The sequence below is a fragment of the Novosphingobium naphthalenivorans NBRC 102051 genome, from assembly GCF_001590985.1.
Classification (GTDB): Bacteria; Pseudomonadota; Alphaproteobacteria; order Sphingomonadales; family Sphingomonadaceae; genus Novosphingobium; species Novosphingobium naphthalenivorans.
The window spans coordinates 84,075-100,062 of sequence record NZ_BCTX01000001.1 but is presented as its reverse complement, the minus strand read 5'-3'; the positions used below and the strand labels follow the sequence as shown (position 1 = coordinate 100,062).

Here is a 15,988-nt window from a genome sequence, read left to right as displayed (position 1 = left end):
CCAAGTTTCACATTATCATCATAGTCTCGATTCATGGAGGGACGGCATTCTCGATCACAGAGGCTGCCGGGCGGTGTGCCAGGTGCCGCGGCCCTGTTCGATTGCCGGCAACGGGAGACCGTCTTCATGCAGGCCTTCAAGGCAGATACGTCTGGTTTTGCGTTGGATACGGCCGGGTTGCAGCGCCTTTTCGAAGTGCTTGCCGAAGACGGCTATCGCGTGGTCGGCCCCACGCGGCGCGACGACGCGATCGTCTATGACGAGATCGGCGGCATCACCGCACTGCCTGCCGGCTGGACCGACCGGCAGGAGCCGGGGCGCTATGCGCTCGAACGGCGCGAGGACAATGCCTTTTTCGGTTATGCCGTAGGGCCGCACTCGTGGAAGAAGTTCCTCTTTCCGCCCAGCGAGACATTGTGGAGCGCGCACCGGGGGGACGACGGCGTGATGACCGTGGCCGTGCCGGAACGGACAGCCGACAAGTTCGCTTTCATCGGCGTGCGCGCTTGTGAACTCCACGCCATGGCCGTGCAGGACCGGGTGTTCGGTGAAGGGCCTTATGTCGATACGGCCTATGCGGCGCGGCGGTCGAATGCCTTCATCGTTGCGGTCAATTGCGCGGAGGCGGGCGGAACCTGCTTTTGCGTGTCGATGGAAACCGGCCCGCGCGCCACGCAGGGCTTCGATCTGGCGCTTACGGAACTTATCGGGGGCGATGAACACCTGTTCCTGATCGAGGCGGGAAGCGAGGCTGGCCGGCGCATTCTGGAACGCGTGCCGCATGGCACTGCAACCACCGAGCAGGCCGAGGCGGCGCGGGCCGTTTCCGAACGCACGGCCAGCCAGATGGGCCGCAGTCTGGATACGCGCGGGATCAAGGAATTGCTGCAGGACAATCCCGAACACCCGCGCTGGGACGATGTTGCGGCCCGGTGCCTCACTTGCGCGAACTGCACCATGGTCTGCCCCACGTGCTTCTGCTCGACCGTGGAGGACCACAGCGACCTCACCGGCCAGAATGCCGAGCGCGTGCGCAAGTGGGATTCCTGCTTCACGATGGACTATTCCTACATCCACGGGGGCAGTGTGAGGACGGCGGCCAGTTCGCGTTACCGCCAGTGGATGACGCACAAGCTGGCGAACTGGATCGACCAGTTCGGCACCTCGGGATGCGTGGGCTGCGGCCGCTGCATTACCTGGTGCCCGGTCGGGATTGATCTCACCGAGGAAGTTGCTGCCATCCGCGCGGCGCTGGACGAAGGGAGGAGCCGATGAACATGGAGAGCATGGAGCAGATCCTGGGCCAACAGTCCTTCTTTGCGGGCTGTCCGCCCGAATTCGTCAGGCTGATCGCTGGCTGCGCGCGCAATCATCATTTCAAGGCCGGGGAATACCTCATCCGCGAAGGCGAGCCCGCCGACAGGTTCTACCTTGTCCGGCAAGGTAAGGTGGCGCTGGAGATCGCGGCGCCCGGCCGTCCCGCCATCATCGCCACGACGCTGGGGGAAGGCGAAATCGTCGGGGTTTCCTGGCTGATCCCGCCTTACCGTGCGGAATTTGATGCGCGGGCCATGGAGCCGGTCCGCGCCATCGGCATGGACGCCGCCTGCCTGCGCGGAAAATGCGATGCGGATCATCATCTGGGGTATGAGATGATGAAGCGGTTCCTGCCCGTCATGGTCAAGCGCCTGCACGCCACGCGGCTGCAGATCCTTGACGTTTACGGGCAGCGCTGATGCGGGCGGATATTGCGAAAGACCCTTTCGTTCCAGAGATCTACCGCGTCGGCAGTGTCCGGCGGGAACTGGCCGACGCCGTGACGCTGGAACTGGAGCCGGTCTCCGGAACGCGGCCCGATTTCCGGCCCGGCCAGTTCAACATGCTCTATGCCTTCGGCGTCGGCGAAGTCGCGATCAGTATGAGCGTCGGTGCCAGCGAGGGGACGGGTTTCGTGCATACCGTGCGCAATGCCGGTGCCGTCAGCGGCGCCTTGGCGCGGCTGGAGCCCGGCGCGACGCTGGGTGTGCGCGGTCCGTTCGGCACCGGCTGGCCCGTGGCGGAAGCGGAAGGGCGCGATGTGCTGATCGTGGCGGGCGGCCTTGGTCTAGCGCCGCTGCGGCCTGCCATTCAGGAAGTCCTGGCCCGGCGCGAGCGCTTTGGCCGGGTGACGATCCTCGTCGGTTGTCGCAGTCCCTCCGACATTCTCTACCAGCACGATCTGGAGCAGTGGAAGCAGCGGCTGGACGTGAACGTCGAAGTCACCGTCGATCATGCCGGGACCGACTGGCATGGCAATGTCGGCTTCGTCACCACGCTGATCCCGCGCTCGCCTTTTGATCCGGACAACGCCATTGCCATGGTCTGCGGCCCGGAAGTGATGATGCGCTTTGCCGCCAGTGGCTTGCAGAAAGCAGGGATGCCGGCCGGGAACATCTACCTGTCGATGGAGCGCAACATGAAATGCGCGATCGGCCTGTGCGGCCATTGCCAGTTCGGCCCGGCCTTCATCTGCAAGGACGGCCCGGTCCTGCCGTTGGAGCGCATCGCAGGCCTCCTCGCAGTGCAGGAGATCTGACATGGCGCATCGTCCCAAACTCGCCGTGTGGAAATTCGCTTCCTGCGATGGTTGCCAGCTCTCGCTGCTCGATTGCGAGGACGAACTGCTCGCCGTTGCCGGCGCCGTGGAGATCGCCAATTTCCCCGAAGCGTCGAGCGCCTTCATGGAAGGGCCTTATGACCTGTCGCTGGTCGAAGGTTCGATCACGACGCCGCACGATGCGGAGCGCATCCTGGCGGTGCGGGCACAGTCGAAATTCCTCGTCACCATCGGCGCCTGCGCGACCGCGGGCGGCATTCAGGCCCTGCGCAACTTTGCAGACGTCAAGGACTTCATCGCGGCGGTCTATGCCTCGCCGCAGTTCATCGACACGCTGGCGACGTCGACGGCGATTTCAGCCCATGTCCCGGTCGACTACGAACTCCACGGCTGCCCGATCAACAAGGCGCAGCTTGTCGAAGTGATCTCGGCCTATCTGGCCGGGCGTAAACCGGCCGTTGCTGCGCACAGCGTCTGCATCGAATGCAAGCAGCGCGGCAATGTCTGCGTGATGGTGCAGGGCACGCCGTGCCTCGGTCCCGTCACGCATGCAGGCTGCGGCGCGATCTGCCCGGCCTACCGGCGGGGCTGCTATGGCTGCTACGGGCCGATGGAAACGCCCAACATGCCCGCCCTGACGCGCGAATGGCGCGAACTGGGAGCTGACGGTCGTGACATCCAGCGCGCCCTGCGCAGTTTCAATGCCTGGGCCGAACCCTTCCGCCAGGAGAGCGAGGCGCATGACGACTAAGACGATCAAGGTCGAATATCTCGCCCGCGTCGAAGGCGAAGGCGCGCTCGACCTCCATATCGAGGGCGGGCAGGTCACGAGCGCGAACTTGCGCATCTTCGAGCCGCCACGCTTCTACGAGGCGTTCCTGCAAGGCCGCTCGCATGTCGAACTGCCCGACATCGTCGCGCGCATTTGCGGGATCTGCCCGGTCGCCTACCAGATGAGCTCGGTGCAGGCGGTGGAGAATGCGTTCGGCGTGAAAGTCGAAGGGCAACTGCGCGCTTTGCGCCGCCTGCTTTATTGCGGCGAATGGATCGAGAGCCATGCGCTGCATGTGGTCATGCTCCATGCGCCTGATTTCCTCGGCTATCCTGATGCGATCCGGATGGCCGAGAAGCATGGCGACGTGGTGCGCAAGGGGCTGGCGCTCAAGAAGGCCGGCAATGCCATTCTGCGTCTGCTCGGCGGGCGCGAAATCCACCCGGTCAATGTCCGGCCCGGCGGGTTTTACAAGGTGCCCACGAAGGCGGAGCTTGTTCCCCTGACGGAGGAGTTGAAGGCGGCTCGGGACATGGCCGTCGATCTGGTGCGCTGGGTGGCCACGTTCGATTTTCCGGACCTTGAACGCGACTACGAATTCGTCGCGATGCGTCATCCGGACGAGTATGCCATTACCGAAGGCAGGCTCATTTCCAACCGCGATATCGACATCGATATTTCGGACTACGAGAACGAGTTCGAGGAGCGCCATGTCGCCCATTCCACCGCGCTCCATTCGCTGGTGAAGCGGCGGGGCGCCTATCTGGTCGGGCCGCTGGCGCGCTATGCGCTGAACCATGACCGCTTGCCCGCTTCGATCCAGTCGCTGGCGGGCGAGGCGGGGCTGGGGCCGGTGTGCCGCAATCCCTTCCGCAGCATCGTCGTGCGCGCGCTGGAGACGGCCTATGCCTGCGAAGAAGCGCTGCGGCTGATCGCTGGCTACGAAATGCCCGAGGCCGCTGCCGTCCCGCTAGAACCCCGTGAGGGCGAAGGCTTCGGCTGCACCGAAGCGCCGCGGGGTATCTGCTGGCACCGCTACGAATTCGCCGCCGATGGCACGATCCGCATGGCGCGCATTGTCCCGCCCACCTCGCAGAACCAGCCCTGCATCGAGGAAGACCTCGCTGCCGTCGCCGCACCGATCGCGAACGAGCCGGACGATGTGATCCGCCACCTCTGCGAACAGTCGATCCGCAACTACGATCCGTGCATTTCCTGCTCGACGCATTTCCTCAAGCTGTCGGTGCACCGCTCGTGACGGGTTCGGGCGGGCGCATTCTGGTCCTGTGCATCGGCAATCCCGACCGGGGAGATGACGGGGCCGGGCCTGCCGTCGCGAAGGCTCTGGCGGGAGCCTTGCCGCCGAATGCTGCACTCATGGTGCGCAGCGGAGACATGCTGGCGATGATCGAGGACTGGGAAGGTTTCGACGCGCTCGTTTGCATCGATGCTGCGGCCGGCGGGAGCGAACCGGGCCGCATCCACCGCATCGATCTGGCCGAGGAAGAATTGCCGCGCGACATGGCTTTCCTGTCGAGCCACGCCTTCGGCTTGGGCGAGGGCATTGCGCTTGCCCGAACGCTTGGCCTCGCGCCGCCGGTGATCATCGTTTATGCCATTGAGGGGCAGAGTTTCGACGGCGCTACGCAGATGACGGCGCCGGTCGCCGCGGCCGTTGCACCGGCAGCGGCGCGGATCATCGCCGAAGTGGCAAGACTGCAGGAGGCAGAACATCATGCATGAAACGGGCATTGTCCGCGATCTCGTCCGCCATCTCGAAGCCGTGGCCCGCGATGCCGGTGCGCAGTCCATCTCCGGCGTGCAGGTCTGGCTGGGCGCGCTCAGCCAGTTTTCGCCGGAGCATTTCCGCGAGCATTTCGATGACGAGGCACGCGGCACCAAGGCTGAGGGGGCCGTTCTGGATATTCTCACGTCCGACGATCCAGGCGATCCCGATGCCTTGCACGTCATGATCCGCAGTGTTGATCTTGAGGTTTCCGAGACGGAAGACTGACGGCGGATGCAGCCCCTTCCTTGCTTTGAGGCGCGCGACGTGCAGCGGGTCAGGCTGGACGTTTCGGGCGCCGTGCAGGGCGTGGGGTTCCGGCCTTTCGTCTACCGGCTGGCCGCAGAGGAAGGGCTGGCCGGATTTGTGCGCAATACGGGGCGCGGAGTAACACTGGAGGCCGAAGGGCCCGCCGAAGCTTTGGAGCGGTTTCTGGCGCGCCTTCGCCGCGAAGCGCCGCAGCCGTCGCGGATCGAGGGATGGACCCAGCAGCGCGTCGAACCGTCCGGACAGCAAGGCTTCGCGATCCGGGCCAGCGATGCGGACGGCGTGCCCTCCGCATATATCCTGCCCGATCTTGCCCTGTGCGGGGAATGCCGTGCCGAACTGATCGATCCGGCGAACCGGCGCTATCGCTACCCCTTCACGACCTGCACCCATTGCGGCCCGCGCTACAGTATCATCGAGGCCGTTCCCTATGACCGGGCGCGCACGGCGATGCGGCATTTCGCAATGTGTCCCGCGTGCCGGGCAGAGTACGACGATCCCGCCTCGCGCCGGTTTCACGCCGAGACCAACGCTTGCCCGGACTGCGGCCCGCAACTGGCCTTGTGCGATGCAGGCGGCGCTGTCCTGGCCCGGCAGGAAGAGGCGCTGGAGCAGGCCGCCATGGCCTTGCGCGACGGACGCATCGTTGCACTGAAGGGGCTGGGCGGGTTCCAGCTTCTGGCCGATGCCCGCAACGAGGAAGCCGTGGCACGGCTGCGCCAGCGCAAGCACCGTCCGGCCAAGCCCTTCGCGGTCATGGCCGGTTCCATCGCCGAAGCCTCGGCCCTGGCGCATGTCTCCGCGCCAGAGCGTGAGGCTCTGACATCTTCTCCCGCTCCCATCGTTCTGCTCAGGGTGCAGCAGGGCAGTGCTGTCCCTCTGGCGCCGGGCGTGGCGCCGGATAACCCCTGCATCGGCCTGATGCTGCCTGCGACGCCGCTGCACGCCCTTCTCACGGAAGCACTCGGGTTCCCTGTCGTGGCGACCAGCGGGAACCGCAGCGGCGAACCGATGGCGGCGGACGATGGAGAGGCCTTTGCCCGCCTGTCCGGGATCGCGGATCTGTTCCTCACGCATGACCGCCCGATCGTGAATCCGGTCGATGATTCGGTTGTCCGCCTGATCGCGGGGGAAGTGACGGCGCTGCGCTGCGCGCGCGGACTGGCCCCGTTGGTTCTGGCCGATCCGAAGCAGGCCGGGCCCGTGCTAGCGCTTGGCGGGCATATGAAGGACGCAGTCGCTTTGGGCCGTTCCGGGCAGATCGTGCTGGGACCGCACATTGGCGATCTCGCGCATGTCGAAGCCCGCACAGCGTTTACCCGATCGGTCGCGGCCATGCGCGGCCTTTACGGGCTTGAGGCCGCCCCCGTCGCCTGCGATGCTCATCCGGATTACCACACCACGCAAGCGGCCCGGGCGATGGGATTGCCGGTATGCCCTGTGCCGCATCACTTGGCGCATATTCTCTCGGCCATGGTCGAGAATGGGCTGGAAGGACCGGTTCTGGGTGTCGCATGGGATGGCACCGGCTTTGGTGGGGACGGGACTGTATGGGGCGGCGAGTTCCTTGCCGTCCATGGCACGGCGTGGCGCCGCGAAGCCCATTTGCTCCCGTTCCCTCTTCCGGGCGGGGAAACGGCCGTTCGCGAGCCGCGCCGGACCGCCCTGGGGGCCCTTTACGCCATCCATGGCGAGGATCTGTGGAACATCGACGGCTTGCCAGCCATAGCCGCCTTTTCGGCAGAGGAGCGCACCATGCTTCGGCAGATGCTGGAGCGGGGTCTTAACGCGCCGCTGACATCGAGTGCGGGGCGCTTGTTCGATGCCGTCGCCGCGATCCTGAACCTGTGCCAGCGATCCTCGTTCGATGGTGAGGCGGCGATGGCGGTGGAATTTGCTGCGGAACGGGCATTGGAAGTCCATGCCATGCCTTCGCCGGTCGTGGTGCCCGGCGGCAATGCCTCCCGCCTTGACTGGCGGCCGATGCTGGCGGCCATGACCGATGCGGTTCGCGCAGGCGTAGCGGCGGGAGACCTTGCCGCAGGCTTTCACCATTGGCTGGCCGAAGCCATCGTCGCGATCGCCCGGCAGACGGGAATTGTACAGGTCGTGCTGAGCGGGGGCTGCTTTCAGAACGCTCTTTTGACCGAGCTGGCCATGACCCGTTTGCAAGACGCCGGCTTTCGCGTTTACCGTCACAGGCACGTGCCGCCGAATGATGGCGGACTGGCGGTAGGGCAGGCGGCCTATGCCGCGCGTTGGCTGGATGAGGTGACAGGCTGATGTGCCTTGCGGTTCCCGGGGAACTTCTGGAAGTCATAGGCGATGGTCCGCTGACCCGCGAAGGCCGCGTCGCCTTCGCCGGTGTGATGCGGCGGGTGAACCTGGCCTATGTTCCCGAGGCCTCCCCCGGTGACTACGTGCTGGTTCACGCCGGTTTCGCCATCGCGGTGATCGATGAAGCTGAGGCGCACCGGACGCTCGCCTTGCTGGATGAGATCGGGCCGGAGACCGGCCGGTGAAGCATCTCGACGAATACCGCGATCCCGCAGCCGCGCGCCGCTACGCTGATGGCATTGCCGCGATCGTGACGCGGCCCTGGACGATCATGGAAATCTGCGGCGGGCAGACTCATTCGATCGTCCGCCACGGCATCGACCACATGCTGCCCGAGGGGGTGACGCTGCTCCATGGCCCGGGTTGTCCGGTCTGCGTGACGCCGCCCGGCATGATCGACGCAGCCATTGCCATCGCCAGCCGCCCGGACGTGATCTTCTGCTCCTTCGGGGACATGCTGCGCGTGCCCGGCAACGACCGCAGCCTGCTGGCGGCGAAGGCCCGGGGCGCCGACGTGCGGATGGTCTATTCGCCGCTCGATGCGGTGCAAATCGCGCAGGACAATCCGGGCCGTGAGGTGGTGTTCTTCGCCATCGGTTTCGAAACCACCGCTCCGGCGACAGCCATGACGGTATTGCAGGCGGAAAGCCGGGGCGTTGCAAACTTCTCGCTGCTGGTCAGCCACGTGCTGGTGCCGCCCGCGATGGACGCGCTGCTGGGCGATCCCGCCAATGGCGTGCAGGGCTTTCTGGCGGCAGGCCATGTCTGCACGATCACCGGATATCGCGATTACGAGCCCATCGCGCGGCGCTATAGCATTCCGATCGTGGTCACGGGATTTGAGCCGCTCGATCTGCTGCAGGGCCTCTACATGGTGATCCGGCAGTTGGAGGAGGGGCGCTGCGAGGTCGAGAATCAGTACAATCGCTCGGTCCGTCCGGACGGCAATCCGGCGGCGCGCGAAGCTATGGAGCGGGTCTTCGCGGTGCAGGGGCAGGACTGGCGCGGCATGGGCCGGATCGAGGCCAGCGGTCTTGGCCTGTCGGAGCGCTATGTCACCTTCGATGCGCTTCGCCGCTTTCCCATGATCGTGCCGGGGCCGGAACGCGCGAGCGACTGCATCAGTGGAGAAATCCTGCGCGGCGTGCGTAAGCCCTGTGATTGCCCTGCCTTTGCCAGGGGCTGCACGCCCGGGCATCCGCTCGGCGCGACGATGGTCTCTTCGGAAGGGGCCTGTGCGGCCTATTACCGATACAGGCGGACAGCGCTGGAGCCTACGGCATGAACGGAGGTTCCGCCTTTTCGCCGAACTGCCCGGTGCCGGACATGGACAGCAAGCATATCGAACTGGCCCATGGCAGCGGCGGGTTGCTGACGCACCGCTTGATCGAGGACATCTTCCGCCCCGCGTTTGCGCAGTCGCCCGAGGATCTGACGCACGACGGCGCCCTTATCGATGTTCCCGCCGGACAAGTGGCTTTCACGACCGACAGCTATGTCGTGCAGCCGCTGTTCTTTCCTGGCGGGGATATCGGCTCGCTTGCGGTGAACGGGGCGGTCAACGATCTCGCCATGTGCGGCGCGCGTCCGGTCTGCCTGAGTGCCGGGTTCGTGATTGAGGAAGGCTTTTCGGTGAGCGATCTGCGGCGGATTGCCCAATCGATGCAAAGCGCTGCACAGGCCGCCGGTGTCCGCTTGGTGACGGGTGACACCAAAGTGGTGGAGCGCGGCAAGGGCGACGGGCTCTACATCAACACGTCCGGGATCGGCACTGTCGTCGCACCGGCTCCGGTCTCCCCCCGGCAAGTGCGTCCCGGTGACAGTATCCTGGTCAGCGGCGATCTGGGCCGCCACGGCATGGCGATCATGGCTGTGCGCGAGGGGTTGGGATTCGAGCCGCCGATCGTCAGCGATTGCGCGCCGGTCGTAGCGCCGGTGCTGCGCCTGATCGGGGAAGGCATCCCGCTCCATTGCCTGCGCGACCTGACGCGCGGGGGACTGGCCACGGCGCTGATCGAGATCGCTCGGACGGCCGGTGTGGCGATGCTGCTGGAGCAATCGGAAATTCCGGTCTCGCCGCCGGTGCGCGGGGCCTGCGAGATCCTCGGCCTCGATCCGCTCTATGTGGCCAACGAAGGCCGCTTCGCTGCGCTGGTTCCGCCGCAGGCCGCGGAGGCTGCGCTGGCCGTTCTGCGAGGCTTCGATCCCTCCGCCGCGATCATCGGAACCGTGCAGGAGCAGGGAGTGCCGGGCAGTGTCGCGCTGCGCACGCTGGGCGGCAGCTATGCGCTCGATCTTCTGGCCTGCGAGCAATTGCCGCGCATCTGCTGAGGGCTTTGTCGCAATCACAACGCAGCCGTGCTTGCTGTAGCGCGGATTGTCGCATTCGATCCGTCGCGCAGTCGCGGAAAACGCCCGGATTTACGCCGGTGTTACGGTGGCGCGAATCTTGCTTCTACCGAAGCAAGGAGACAGCGGATGCACACGGACGTACCATTCGAGGGTATCAACTTCGGCTCTGTGCCCGACGAGGTCGATGAACTTCTTCAGGCCGGCGTTCTGGCTCACCGTCAGGACAAGGCAGCAGCCGATGCGCTGTTCCGGCAGGCTCTGGCGCTCGATCCCTCCGCGCTGCCGACGTATTTCTGTCTTTACAAGGTCCATACCTATTCGGGCCGTCTCGATCAGGCCCGCGCCATCGCCGAAGCGGGGCTGGCGGAGGCCGCACGGCAGGCCGGTTGGAGCGGCGACTGGCGGCTGTGGCTGCCGCGGATTCCCCTGCGGACAGGCCCGGCCGATCCCGGCCGCTTTGCCCTCTACACGCTGAAGGCGCTTGCCTTCATTGCCTTGCGCGACGAGCGGCCCGCCGAGGCCACCGAGATGCTGGCAGCCTTGCGCCAGCTCGATCCGCAGGGTGAAGTCGGCTGGCCGGTGGTCTCCGAACTGGCGGAAGGATGCGCGGCATGAAGCTGGCGGTCGAACGCGCGCATCTCGACAGGCTGATTGGCGCCTTCCCCGATCTCGAACCGCTGCGCGCGCAATTGCGCTTCGGAGAGAAGGCCGAAGTGCCGGTGGCGCAGCTTTCCGATGCGCAATGCGATTTGCTCGGCGACATCTATCGCGGGGCAGGGCCTGAATATCAGGTGCGGGCGGCGCAGCTCACCACCTTGCGCGGGGTGCTGGGCAATGCCGGCAAGCGTTACGGCGCCAATGACCTTGAGGATTTCCTGACCGACTTCTTGCGCTACCTTCTTACAGATGGTCTGCGCGGCTGGCTGTTCAGCGCGGATATCTCGCGCCGTCCGCTGCCTTATGTGGTCACGCGGCTGGACTACACGCCGACCACCAATGACGAGAGTGGCAAGATCTTCGTCGAGCTCAAGGCCAATGCCAAGGGTACGCTTGTCACCAATGTCTTCCGGGTGACGGCGGGTGATATCGACGAACGCACGCTGGGCGAGGTCCTGGTGGGCAAGGGCTTCCTCAAGGAAACCCCCGATCTGATCGCAGCCTACGATGCCACGGCGGAACGCTACTTCGCCTGGCGCGGCCTTTATGGCGAGCAGTTCGCGGCGCAGGGGCGCGCCTTCTATGCGGAAGATCCCACCTCCTCCCGCCGCGATACCGACTGGACGCGCAAGGACGTGGTCGTGCTCTCCGCCTCGGGCGGCAAGGCGCGGCTGGTCAATGACGAAGGTATTCTGACCGAGCGCTCGCTGACGCTCGATGTGCCCGGCGAGATCCTCGCCTCGTACTTGCGCCGGGCGGGCAAGAGCAACCAGTACGACAACGAGGAGGAAATTCGCCTGCTCGCCTCGGGCATTCCGGCGGACATGTTCGTTGCCGTGCCGGTCCATGCCTTCGTGCTGATGTTCCACCTCGATTTGCACCATTACGTCTGGGCGCATGTCGACGATATGGAGCCCTATGCCTACCAGCCCGCGCTCAAGGGCAAGCTGGTGCTGCCGCCAGAACAGACGGATCTGATCGACATTCTCACTGCCGAGATGGACGTGCTGATGGACGATATCGTCGAGGGCAAGTCGGGCGGCACCACGGTGCTCTGCGCCGGGCCTCCGGGCGTGGGCAAGACGCTGACCGCCGAAGTCTATTCGGAGATCATCCGCCGCCCGCTCTACCGCGTCCATTCGGGCCAGCTCGGCCTCAATGTCACGCAGATGGAAACGTCGCTCAAGGATGTGCTGACCCGGGCCCAGCGCTGGGGCGCGGTGATGCTGATCGACGAGGCCGACGTCTATATCAAGCGGCGCGAGGACGACATGACGATGAATGCCGTGGTCGGCGTGTTCCTGCGGGTGCTGGAATACTTCAACGGGCTGCTGTTCCTCACCACCAACCGCGTGGACGACATCGACGAGGCGATTGTCTCGCGCTGCATCGCGCTGATCCGTTATCACCAGCCCGACCGGGAGAGCCGGGCACGGATCTGGCGGGTCATGGTCGATCAGTTCGGGCTGGCCGTCACCGATAGCCTGGTCGAACAGCTTGCCGACCTGTTCCCCGATGCGAGCGGGCGCGACATCAAGGGGCTGGCCAAGCTGACCGCCAAATACTGCAGCCACAAAGGTGTGCCGCCCGGAATCGAGGTGTTCCAGCGCTGCTCCATCTTCCGCGGCATGGACATGAGCATGGCCCAACGTCAGCCCGCGTGAAGCGAGGAGGCGGAGTGCCGGACCCGAACAACGAACGTTTAACAAGCAAGGGAGAAGTAAAGATGAGTGAAAATCCGGAGGAAAAGCTGACCACCCAGGACTACAACGACATCTGGTATCTGGTCGATTACTACGGGCGGAACATGTGGACCCCCGAAAAGGTGCAGAGACTGCGCGTGCTCATCAAAGACGCGGAAAAGTCCGCAGCGGAATGAAGATGTGAATGGGTTTCCGCATTTTCAGCATCGCCGGAACGGTTGAAGGAATGCGGGAGAGGATGCCGGGGCTCAAAGGCACAGGTTAATCAAGGACAGGAGCAAGCCATGGCGACGTTTATCAAGATGACGCAGGACGGCCGCAAGGTTGAAGTCACAGGTCTTGCCGTGACGCTGGATGGCAAGCCGGAATCGATGGATGTCACGGACATTCTCACCCATCCGCGCAAGGCGCAGATCATGTACAGCGCGCCCGAGGCGACGCATGTGGCTGGACGCATCTCTTTGACGCGGGACGAGGCGGCCAAGGCCAAGGCCGCGCTCTACGAGAATCAGGCACAGTTCGCATCCGATCCCCGCTATGCGCAGGCGCGCTTTCAGGCGGCGATCAACAGCAAGGCCTGGCAGGAGGGCATCGAATAGCCGGGCTTTGGAGCCGGGCTTTTTGGGGCGCGCTCAGTTGATCGTTCGCAACTCGTCGAACGCCTGGCCGAGCGCTGCCATGTCGAGGTCTAGGGCTGCCGGGGCAAGGCCGTCGGTGCCGGCAAACCAGTCGTCGACAAGCTCCGGCTCTGCCAGTGTCAGGGCCAGTCCCTGGTTGAGTTCATAGAGGCCCCAGGGCAGGCCGCGATCGCGCAGGGCCGCCTGCAAAGCGCTCTGCACCAGCGCGCGCAGCGTCAGGTGTGCAGCCGAGATACTCACGTCGACCTCTTCACCGCTTGCGGCTGCGCGGCATTGCTCTTCGGAAAACGCGGCATGGCCCCGGCAAGCGAGCGTGCGGACAGGGTGCAGCACGCAGGCTTCTTCGATCAGCATGGGGCAGGGGCGGCCCGAATCCAGCCTCTCCTGTTCGCTTCTGCCGCGCGTCGCTTCCTCAGCCAGCACGATCCGCCGTGTCAGTTGCAACTGTGCGCCTTGCGGGGTGGCTTCGACCATGCGGATGTAATGGGCCATCAGGAAGATTTCCGGCGCTGTCGCCGTAACCCGAAGCGCGCAGCATGTCGGGCAACCCTTGGTGCAGGCCAGCGCTGGCTGCCCTTCCGCCTGGGTCGCGATATTGTCTTCGAACCAATCGAACGCACTGTCGGCCAGGGCCCTCGCGGCGGCGGCACTATCGGCGCCTTCATGCGCCAGGATCAGGCCGAAACCGCGCCGCATCTCTTGAAAAAAGTCGATTGGCTCGCCGTTCATCGTGCTTCCCGCGGAAAAAGCGAAGTGTAGCGCGCAGGCCGGGGGTGAAATTGATGGAGATCAATCTTCGCGCCCTGCACGATGGCATGGACTTTGCTGCAAGGCACGCGTGGGCCTGCGGGCCGGTTCGTCAGCCGGAGAGTGGACGATGTCAGATGTTCAAGGCTATTTTGTTGATTGGAATGGAAATTTACGCAGTACCGATGACCCGGGAGAGGACTTCACGTGCGACGTGGACAATGTCTCCCGCTATGTCGCAGTCATGACACCCAGAGGCACGCTCGTCCATGAAGCGACATTGTACCGCACGCTCGACGACATCGTGAAAGCGGGTATCACGTCGCAGCTGGTTCCGGGATCGGTATCCTGGGGCAAGCCGGACTGAGCTTCGGCCCATTGACGCCGCCCGGCCGCGCTACCAGCTTGGTCCGGAAACGGCGTGCCACATATCAAGAGGAGAACAGCCCATGTTCATCGCCATGAACCGCTTCCAGGTGATCCGGGGCGAGGAAGAGGCTTTCGAGACGGTCTGGAAGACCCGCGAGAGCTATCTGGACGAAGTGCCCGGTTTCGTCGAATTCCACCTGCTGCGCGGGCCCGCGGCGGAAGATCACACGCTGTTCGCCTCGCACACCGTCTGGCGTTCCAAGGCCGACTTCGAAGCCTGGACAACTTCCGAGGCTTTCCGCAAGGCGCATGCCGGTGCCGGAGAGCGCAAGCCGCTCTATATCGGCCCGCCGAAGTTCGAAGGGTTCGAAGTGATCCAGACTGTCGGCGTTTCCGATTCCGTCGGGTAAGCTGTCTCCATGTCCGCATTGGCAGGGGCTGCGCCGGGAGCGCAGGCGTTCCGCTATTTCGTGACCTATTCGGGTGTCGATCTGCCGTTCCGGCTGGTCGGCCCGATCGATGAGGCGCAAGTGGCCAATCGCAATACGTTCATCCGTGCCTGGTTCAATGACAGCGAACGGCTGGCCGGTTTCGACAAGCTGGTCTACGGGGAAGTGGAATTGTCGCATCGTTATGACTACCGCGCCGATGGCACTCTGCTGCGCGCGCTTGTCACGATGATCGATGAGGAAACGGTCGAATTGACTTTTGAGGACGCGCCCAGCGGATGACTGACGCCAATGTGAGCATGTTCGAACGGATCGGCGGGGCGGAGACCATCGACCGGCTCGTGGAATCCTTTTACCACCGCATGGATACACTGCCCGAAGCGCAGGGCATCCGGGACATGCATGATGCGGATCTCGGGCCGGTGAAACGCGTGTTCAAGCGCTATCTTACCGAATGGCTGGGCGGCCCGGATCTCTACTCGTCCGAGCGCGGGCACCCGCGCCTGCGTCAGCGCCACATGGGTTTTCCCATCGGCAATGCCGCGCGCGACGCCTGGATGCTGTGCCTGGACGGAGCACTGGCGGAAACCGTCGCGGATGAAGCGGCCCGGCAGGCCATCCGCGATTCCGTCGCCAAGCTCGCCGACTGGATGCGCAACCGGCAGGACGCGGAGGAGGGCTGAGTCCCAAAACCTGCCGATGATGAACTCTTTCACCCTCCTTCGTCATTGCGAGCCCGAAGCGTGAAGCAATCCAGGGCGGTTTACGACCGCTCTGGATCGCCACGGGACTTCGTCCCTCGCGATGACGAAGGGAGGGGGAGTTCTCATCAACGAGTCACCGCCTGAGCCTTTTCCAGGCGGTCCCGCTCAATCAGACGTGATCATCACTTCGGGGTGCGCGTCCGGCTCTTCGAGATGCATCCCGTCTTCGTCGGTCAGCGTATCGTCGATCATGCAGATGTCGCCATCGTCGATAATCAGCTCGATCGCCTTGAGGTTCTGGCCCTTGGCCGGGCCGATGAAGCATTTGCCGTCCTCGATATCGAACAGATCGCCATGGACGCTGCATTTGAGGAAATTGCCTTCCTCATCGAAGAACTCGCCGGTGCCGGCGTCGAGACGATCGCCGCCATGGGGGCAGGCATTCTCGTAGGCCAGGAACTTGCCGCCCTTGCGGGTGACGATGATGGGCCAGGGCTCCATCTTTCCCTCGATCATGCGCGCCAGCACGAAGCTGCGCACGTCCTCTTCCTGCACTTCCACCGCTTCGCAGATCACGAACAGTTCACTCATGGTAGTCCTCCGTCCAGAGG

General features: G+C 64.6%; 21 protein-coding genes. 19 read left to right on the top strand and 2 right to left on the bottom strand.

Features of this window, described 5'->3' with window-relative positions; genetic code table 11:
- Window positions 1-126: 126 nt before the first annotated feature.
- The 15 genes from NN5_RS00485 (at window position 127) to NN5_RS00420 (ending at window position 13,069) form a co-directional block, all read left to right on the top strand.
- Window positions 127-1,275, top strand: coding sequence for a 4Fe-4S dicluster domain-containing protein (locus NN5_RS00485; protein ID WP_067731993.1), 1,149 nt, complete (start codon window positions 127-129; stop codon window positions 1,273-1,275).
- A complete protein-coding gene (locus tag NN5_RS00480; protein WP_217998549.1) occupies window positions 1,272-1,736 on the top strand; it encodes a cyclic nucleotide-binding domain-containing protein in 465 nt (154 codons plus the stop codon). Before NN5_RS00485 ends, NN5_RS00480 begins: the two co-directional genes overlap by 4 nt.
- Complete coding sequence (locus NN5_RS00475) at window positions 1,736-2,575, top strand: FAD/NAD(P)-binding protein (RefSeq protein WP_067731989.1); 840 nt, start codon at window positions 1,736-1,738, stop codon at window positions 2,573-2,575. Before NN5_RS00480 ends, NN5_RS00475 begins: the two co-directional genes overlap by 1 nt.
- A gap of 1 nt (window position 2,576) precedes the next feature.
- Window positions 2,577-3,347 (top strand): NADH-quinone oxidoreductase subunit B family protein, encoded by a 771-nt coding sequence (locus NN5_RS00470; protein WP_067731987.1) that lies wholly within the window; start codon window positions 2,577-2,579, stop codon window positions 3,345-3,347.
- The gene (locus NN5_RS00465; RefSeq protein WP_067731986.1) at window positions 3,337-4,626 is read left to right on the top strand and encodes a Ni/Fe hydrogenase subunit alpha; all 1,290 of its coding nucleotides are present in this window, start codon (window positions 3,337-3,339) and stop codon (window positions 4,624-4,626) included. The genes NN5_RS00470 and NN5_RS00465 overlap by 11 nt, the downstream gene beginning before the upstream one ends.
- The gene (locus tag NN5_RS00460; protein WP_067731984.1) at window positions 4,623-5,111 is read left to right on the top strand and encodes a hydrogenase maturation protease; all 489 of its coding nucleotides are present in this window, start codon (window positions 4,623-4,625) and stop codon (window positions 5,109-5,111) included. The genes NN5_RS00465 and NN5_RS00460 overlap by 4 nt, the downstream gene beginning before the upstream one ends.
- Window positions 5,104-5,382, top strand: coding sequence for a hydrogenase maturation nickel metallochaperone HypA (locus tag NN5_RS00455; RefSeq protein WP_067731982.1), 279 nt, complete (start codon window positions 5,104-5,106; stop codon window positions 5,380-5,382). Before NN5_RS00460 ends, NN5_RS00455 begins: the two co-directional genes overlap by 8 nt.
- A gap of 6 nt (window positions 5,383-5,388) precedes the next feature.
- Entirely contained in the window at window positions 5,389-7,704 is a 2,316-nt protein-coding gene (gene hypF, locus NN5_RS00450) for a carbamoyltransferase HypF (RefSeq protein WP_067731980.1), read from the top strand.
- On the top strand, window positions 7,704-7,943 hold the full coding sequence (locus NN5_RS00445) for a HypC/HybG/HupF family hydrogenase formation chaperone (RefSeq protein WP_067731978.1): 240 nt from the start codon (window positions 7,704-7,706) through the stop codon (window positions 7,941-7,943). Before hypF ends, NN5_RS00445 begins: the two co-directional genes overlap by 1 nt.
- Window positions 7,940-9,043, top strand: a complete 1,104-nt coding sequence (gene hypD / locus NN5_RS00440; RefSeq protein WP_067731976.1) for a hydrogenase formation protein HypD — start codon at window positions 7,940-7,942, stop codon at window positions 9,041-9,043. The genes NN5_RS00445 and hypD overlap by 4 nt, the downstream gene beginning before the upstream one ends.
- Window positions 9,040-10,089, top strand: a complete 1,050-nt coding sequence (hypE, locus tag NN5_RS00435) for a hydrogenase expression/formation protein HypE (RefSeq protein WP_067731974.1) — start codon at window positions 9,040-9,042, stop codon at window positions 10,087-10,089. Before hypD ends, hypE begins: the two co-directional genes overlap by 4 nt.
- Before the next feature lie 147 nt (window positions 10,090-10,236).
- A complete protein-coding gene (locus NN5_RS00430) occupies window positions 10,237-10,725 on the top strand; it encodes a hypothetical protein (protein ID WP_067731972.1) in 489 nt (162 codons plus the stop codon).
- Window positions 10,722-12,431 carry an AAA family ATPase gene (locus NN5_RS00425; RefSeq protein WP_067732123.1) on the top strand — a complete coding sequence of 570 codons (1,710 nt, stop codon included), beginning with the start codon at window positions 10,722-10,724 and terminating at the stop codon, window positions 12,429-12,431. The genes NN5_RS00430 and NN5_RS00425 overlap by 4 nt, the downstream gene beginning before the upstream one ends.
- Window positions 12,432-12,493: 62 nt before the next feature.
- Window positions 12,494-12,646: a hypothetical protein gene (locus tag NN5_RS25565; protein WP_157080949.1), complete on the top strand. Its 153-nt coding sequence runs from the start codon at window positions 12,494-12,496 to the stop codon at window positions 12,644-12,646.
- Window positions 12,647-12,754: 108 nt separating this feature from the next.
- Entirely contained in the window at window positions 12,755-13,069 is a 315-nt protein-coding gene (locus NN5_RS00420) for a hypothetical protein (protein WP_067731970.1), read from the top strand.
- A 33-nt stretch (window positions 13,070-13,102) separates the two neighbouring features.
- Here NN5_RS00420 and NN5_RS00415 read toward each other — a convergent pair whose 3' ends face one another.
- Window positions 13,103-13,837, bottom strand: coding sequence for a hypothetical protein (locus NN5_RS00415; RefSeq protein WP_157080948.1), 735 nt, complete (start codon window positions 13,835-13,837; stop codon window positions 13,103-13,105).
- A 148-nt stretch (window positions 13,838-13,985) separates the two neighbouring features.
- Between NN5_RS00415 and NN5_RS00410 the strand changes: the two genes are divergently transcribed.
- From NN5_RS00410 to NN5_RS00395, 4 genes are all read left to right on the top strand, one after another.
- The gene (locus tag NN5_RS00410; protein WP_067731968.1) at window positions 13,986-14,222 is read left to right on the top strand and encodes a hypothetical protein; all 237 of its coding nucleotides are present in this window, start codon (window positions 13,986-13,988) and stop codon (window positions 14,220-14,222) included.
- 82 nt (window positions 14,223-14,304) lie between these two features.
- Window positions 14,305-14,634, top strand: coding sequence for a heme-degrading protein HmuQ (gene hmuQ / locus NN5_RS00405; protein ID WP_067731966.1), 330 nt, complete (start codon window positions 14,305-14,307; stop codon window positions 14,632-14,634).
- Window positions 14,635-14,643: 9 nt separating this feature from the next.
- Window positions 14,644-14,955 (top strand): DUF6156 family protein, encoded by a 312-nt coding sequence (locus tag NN5_RS00400; RefSeq protein ID WP_067731964.1) that lies wholly within the window; start codon window positions 14,644-14,646, stop codon window positions 14,953-14,955.
- Window positions 14,952-15,356 (top strand): group II truncated hemoglobin, encoded by a 405-nt coding sequence (locus tag NN5_RS00395; protein WP_067731962.1) that lies wholly within the window; start codon window positions 14,952-14,954, stop codon window positions 15,354-15,356. Before NN5_RS00400 ends, NN5_RS00395 begins: the two co-directional genes overlap by 4 nt.
- Window positions 15,357-15,542: 186 nt before the next feature.
- Here the strand turns inward: NN5_RS00395 and NN5_RS00390 are convergent, their stop codons facing one another.
- Complete coding sequence (locus NN5_RS00390; RefSeq protein ID WP_067731960.1) at window positions 15,543-15,968, bottom strand: Rieske (2Fe-2S) protein; 426 nt, start codon at window positions 15,966-15,968, stop codon at window positions 15,543-15,545.
- Window positions 15,969-15,988: the final 20 nt, after the last annotated feature.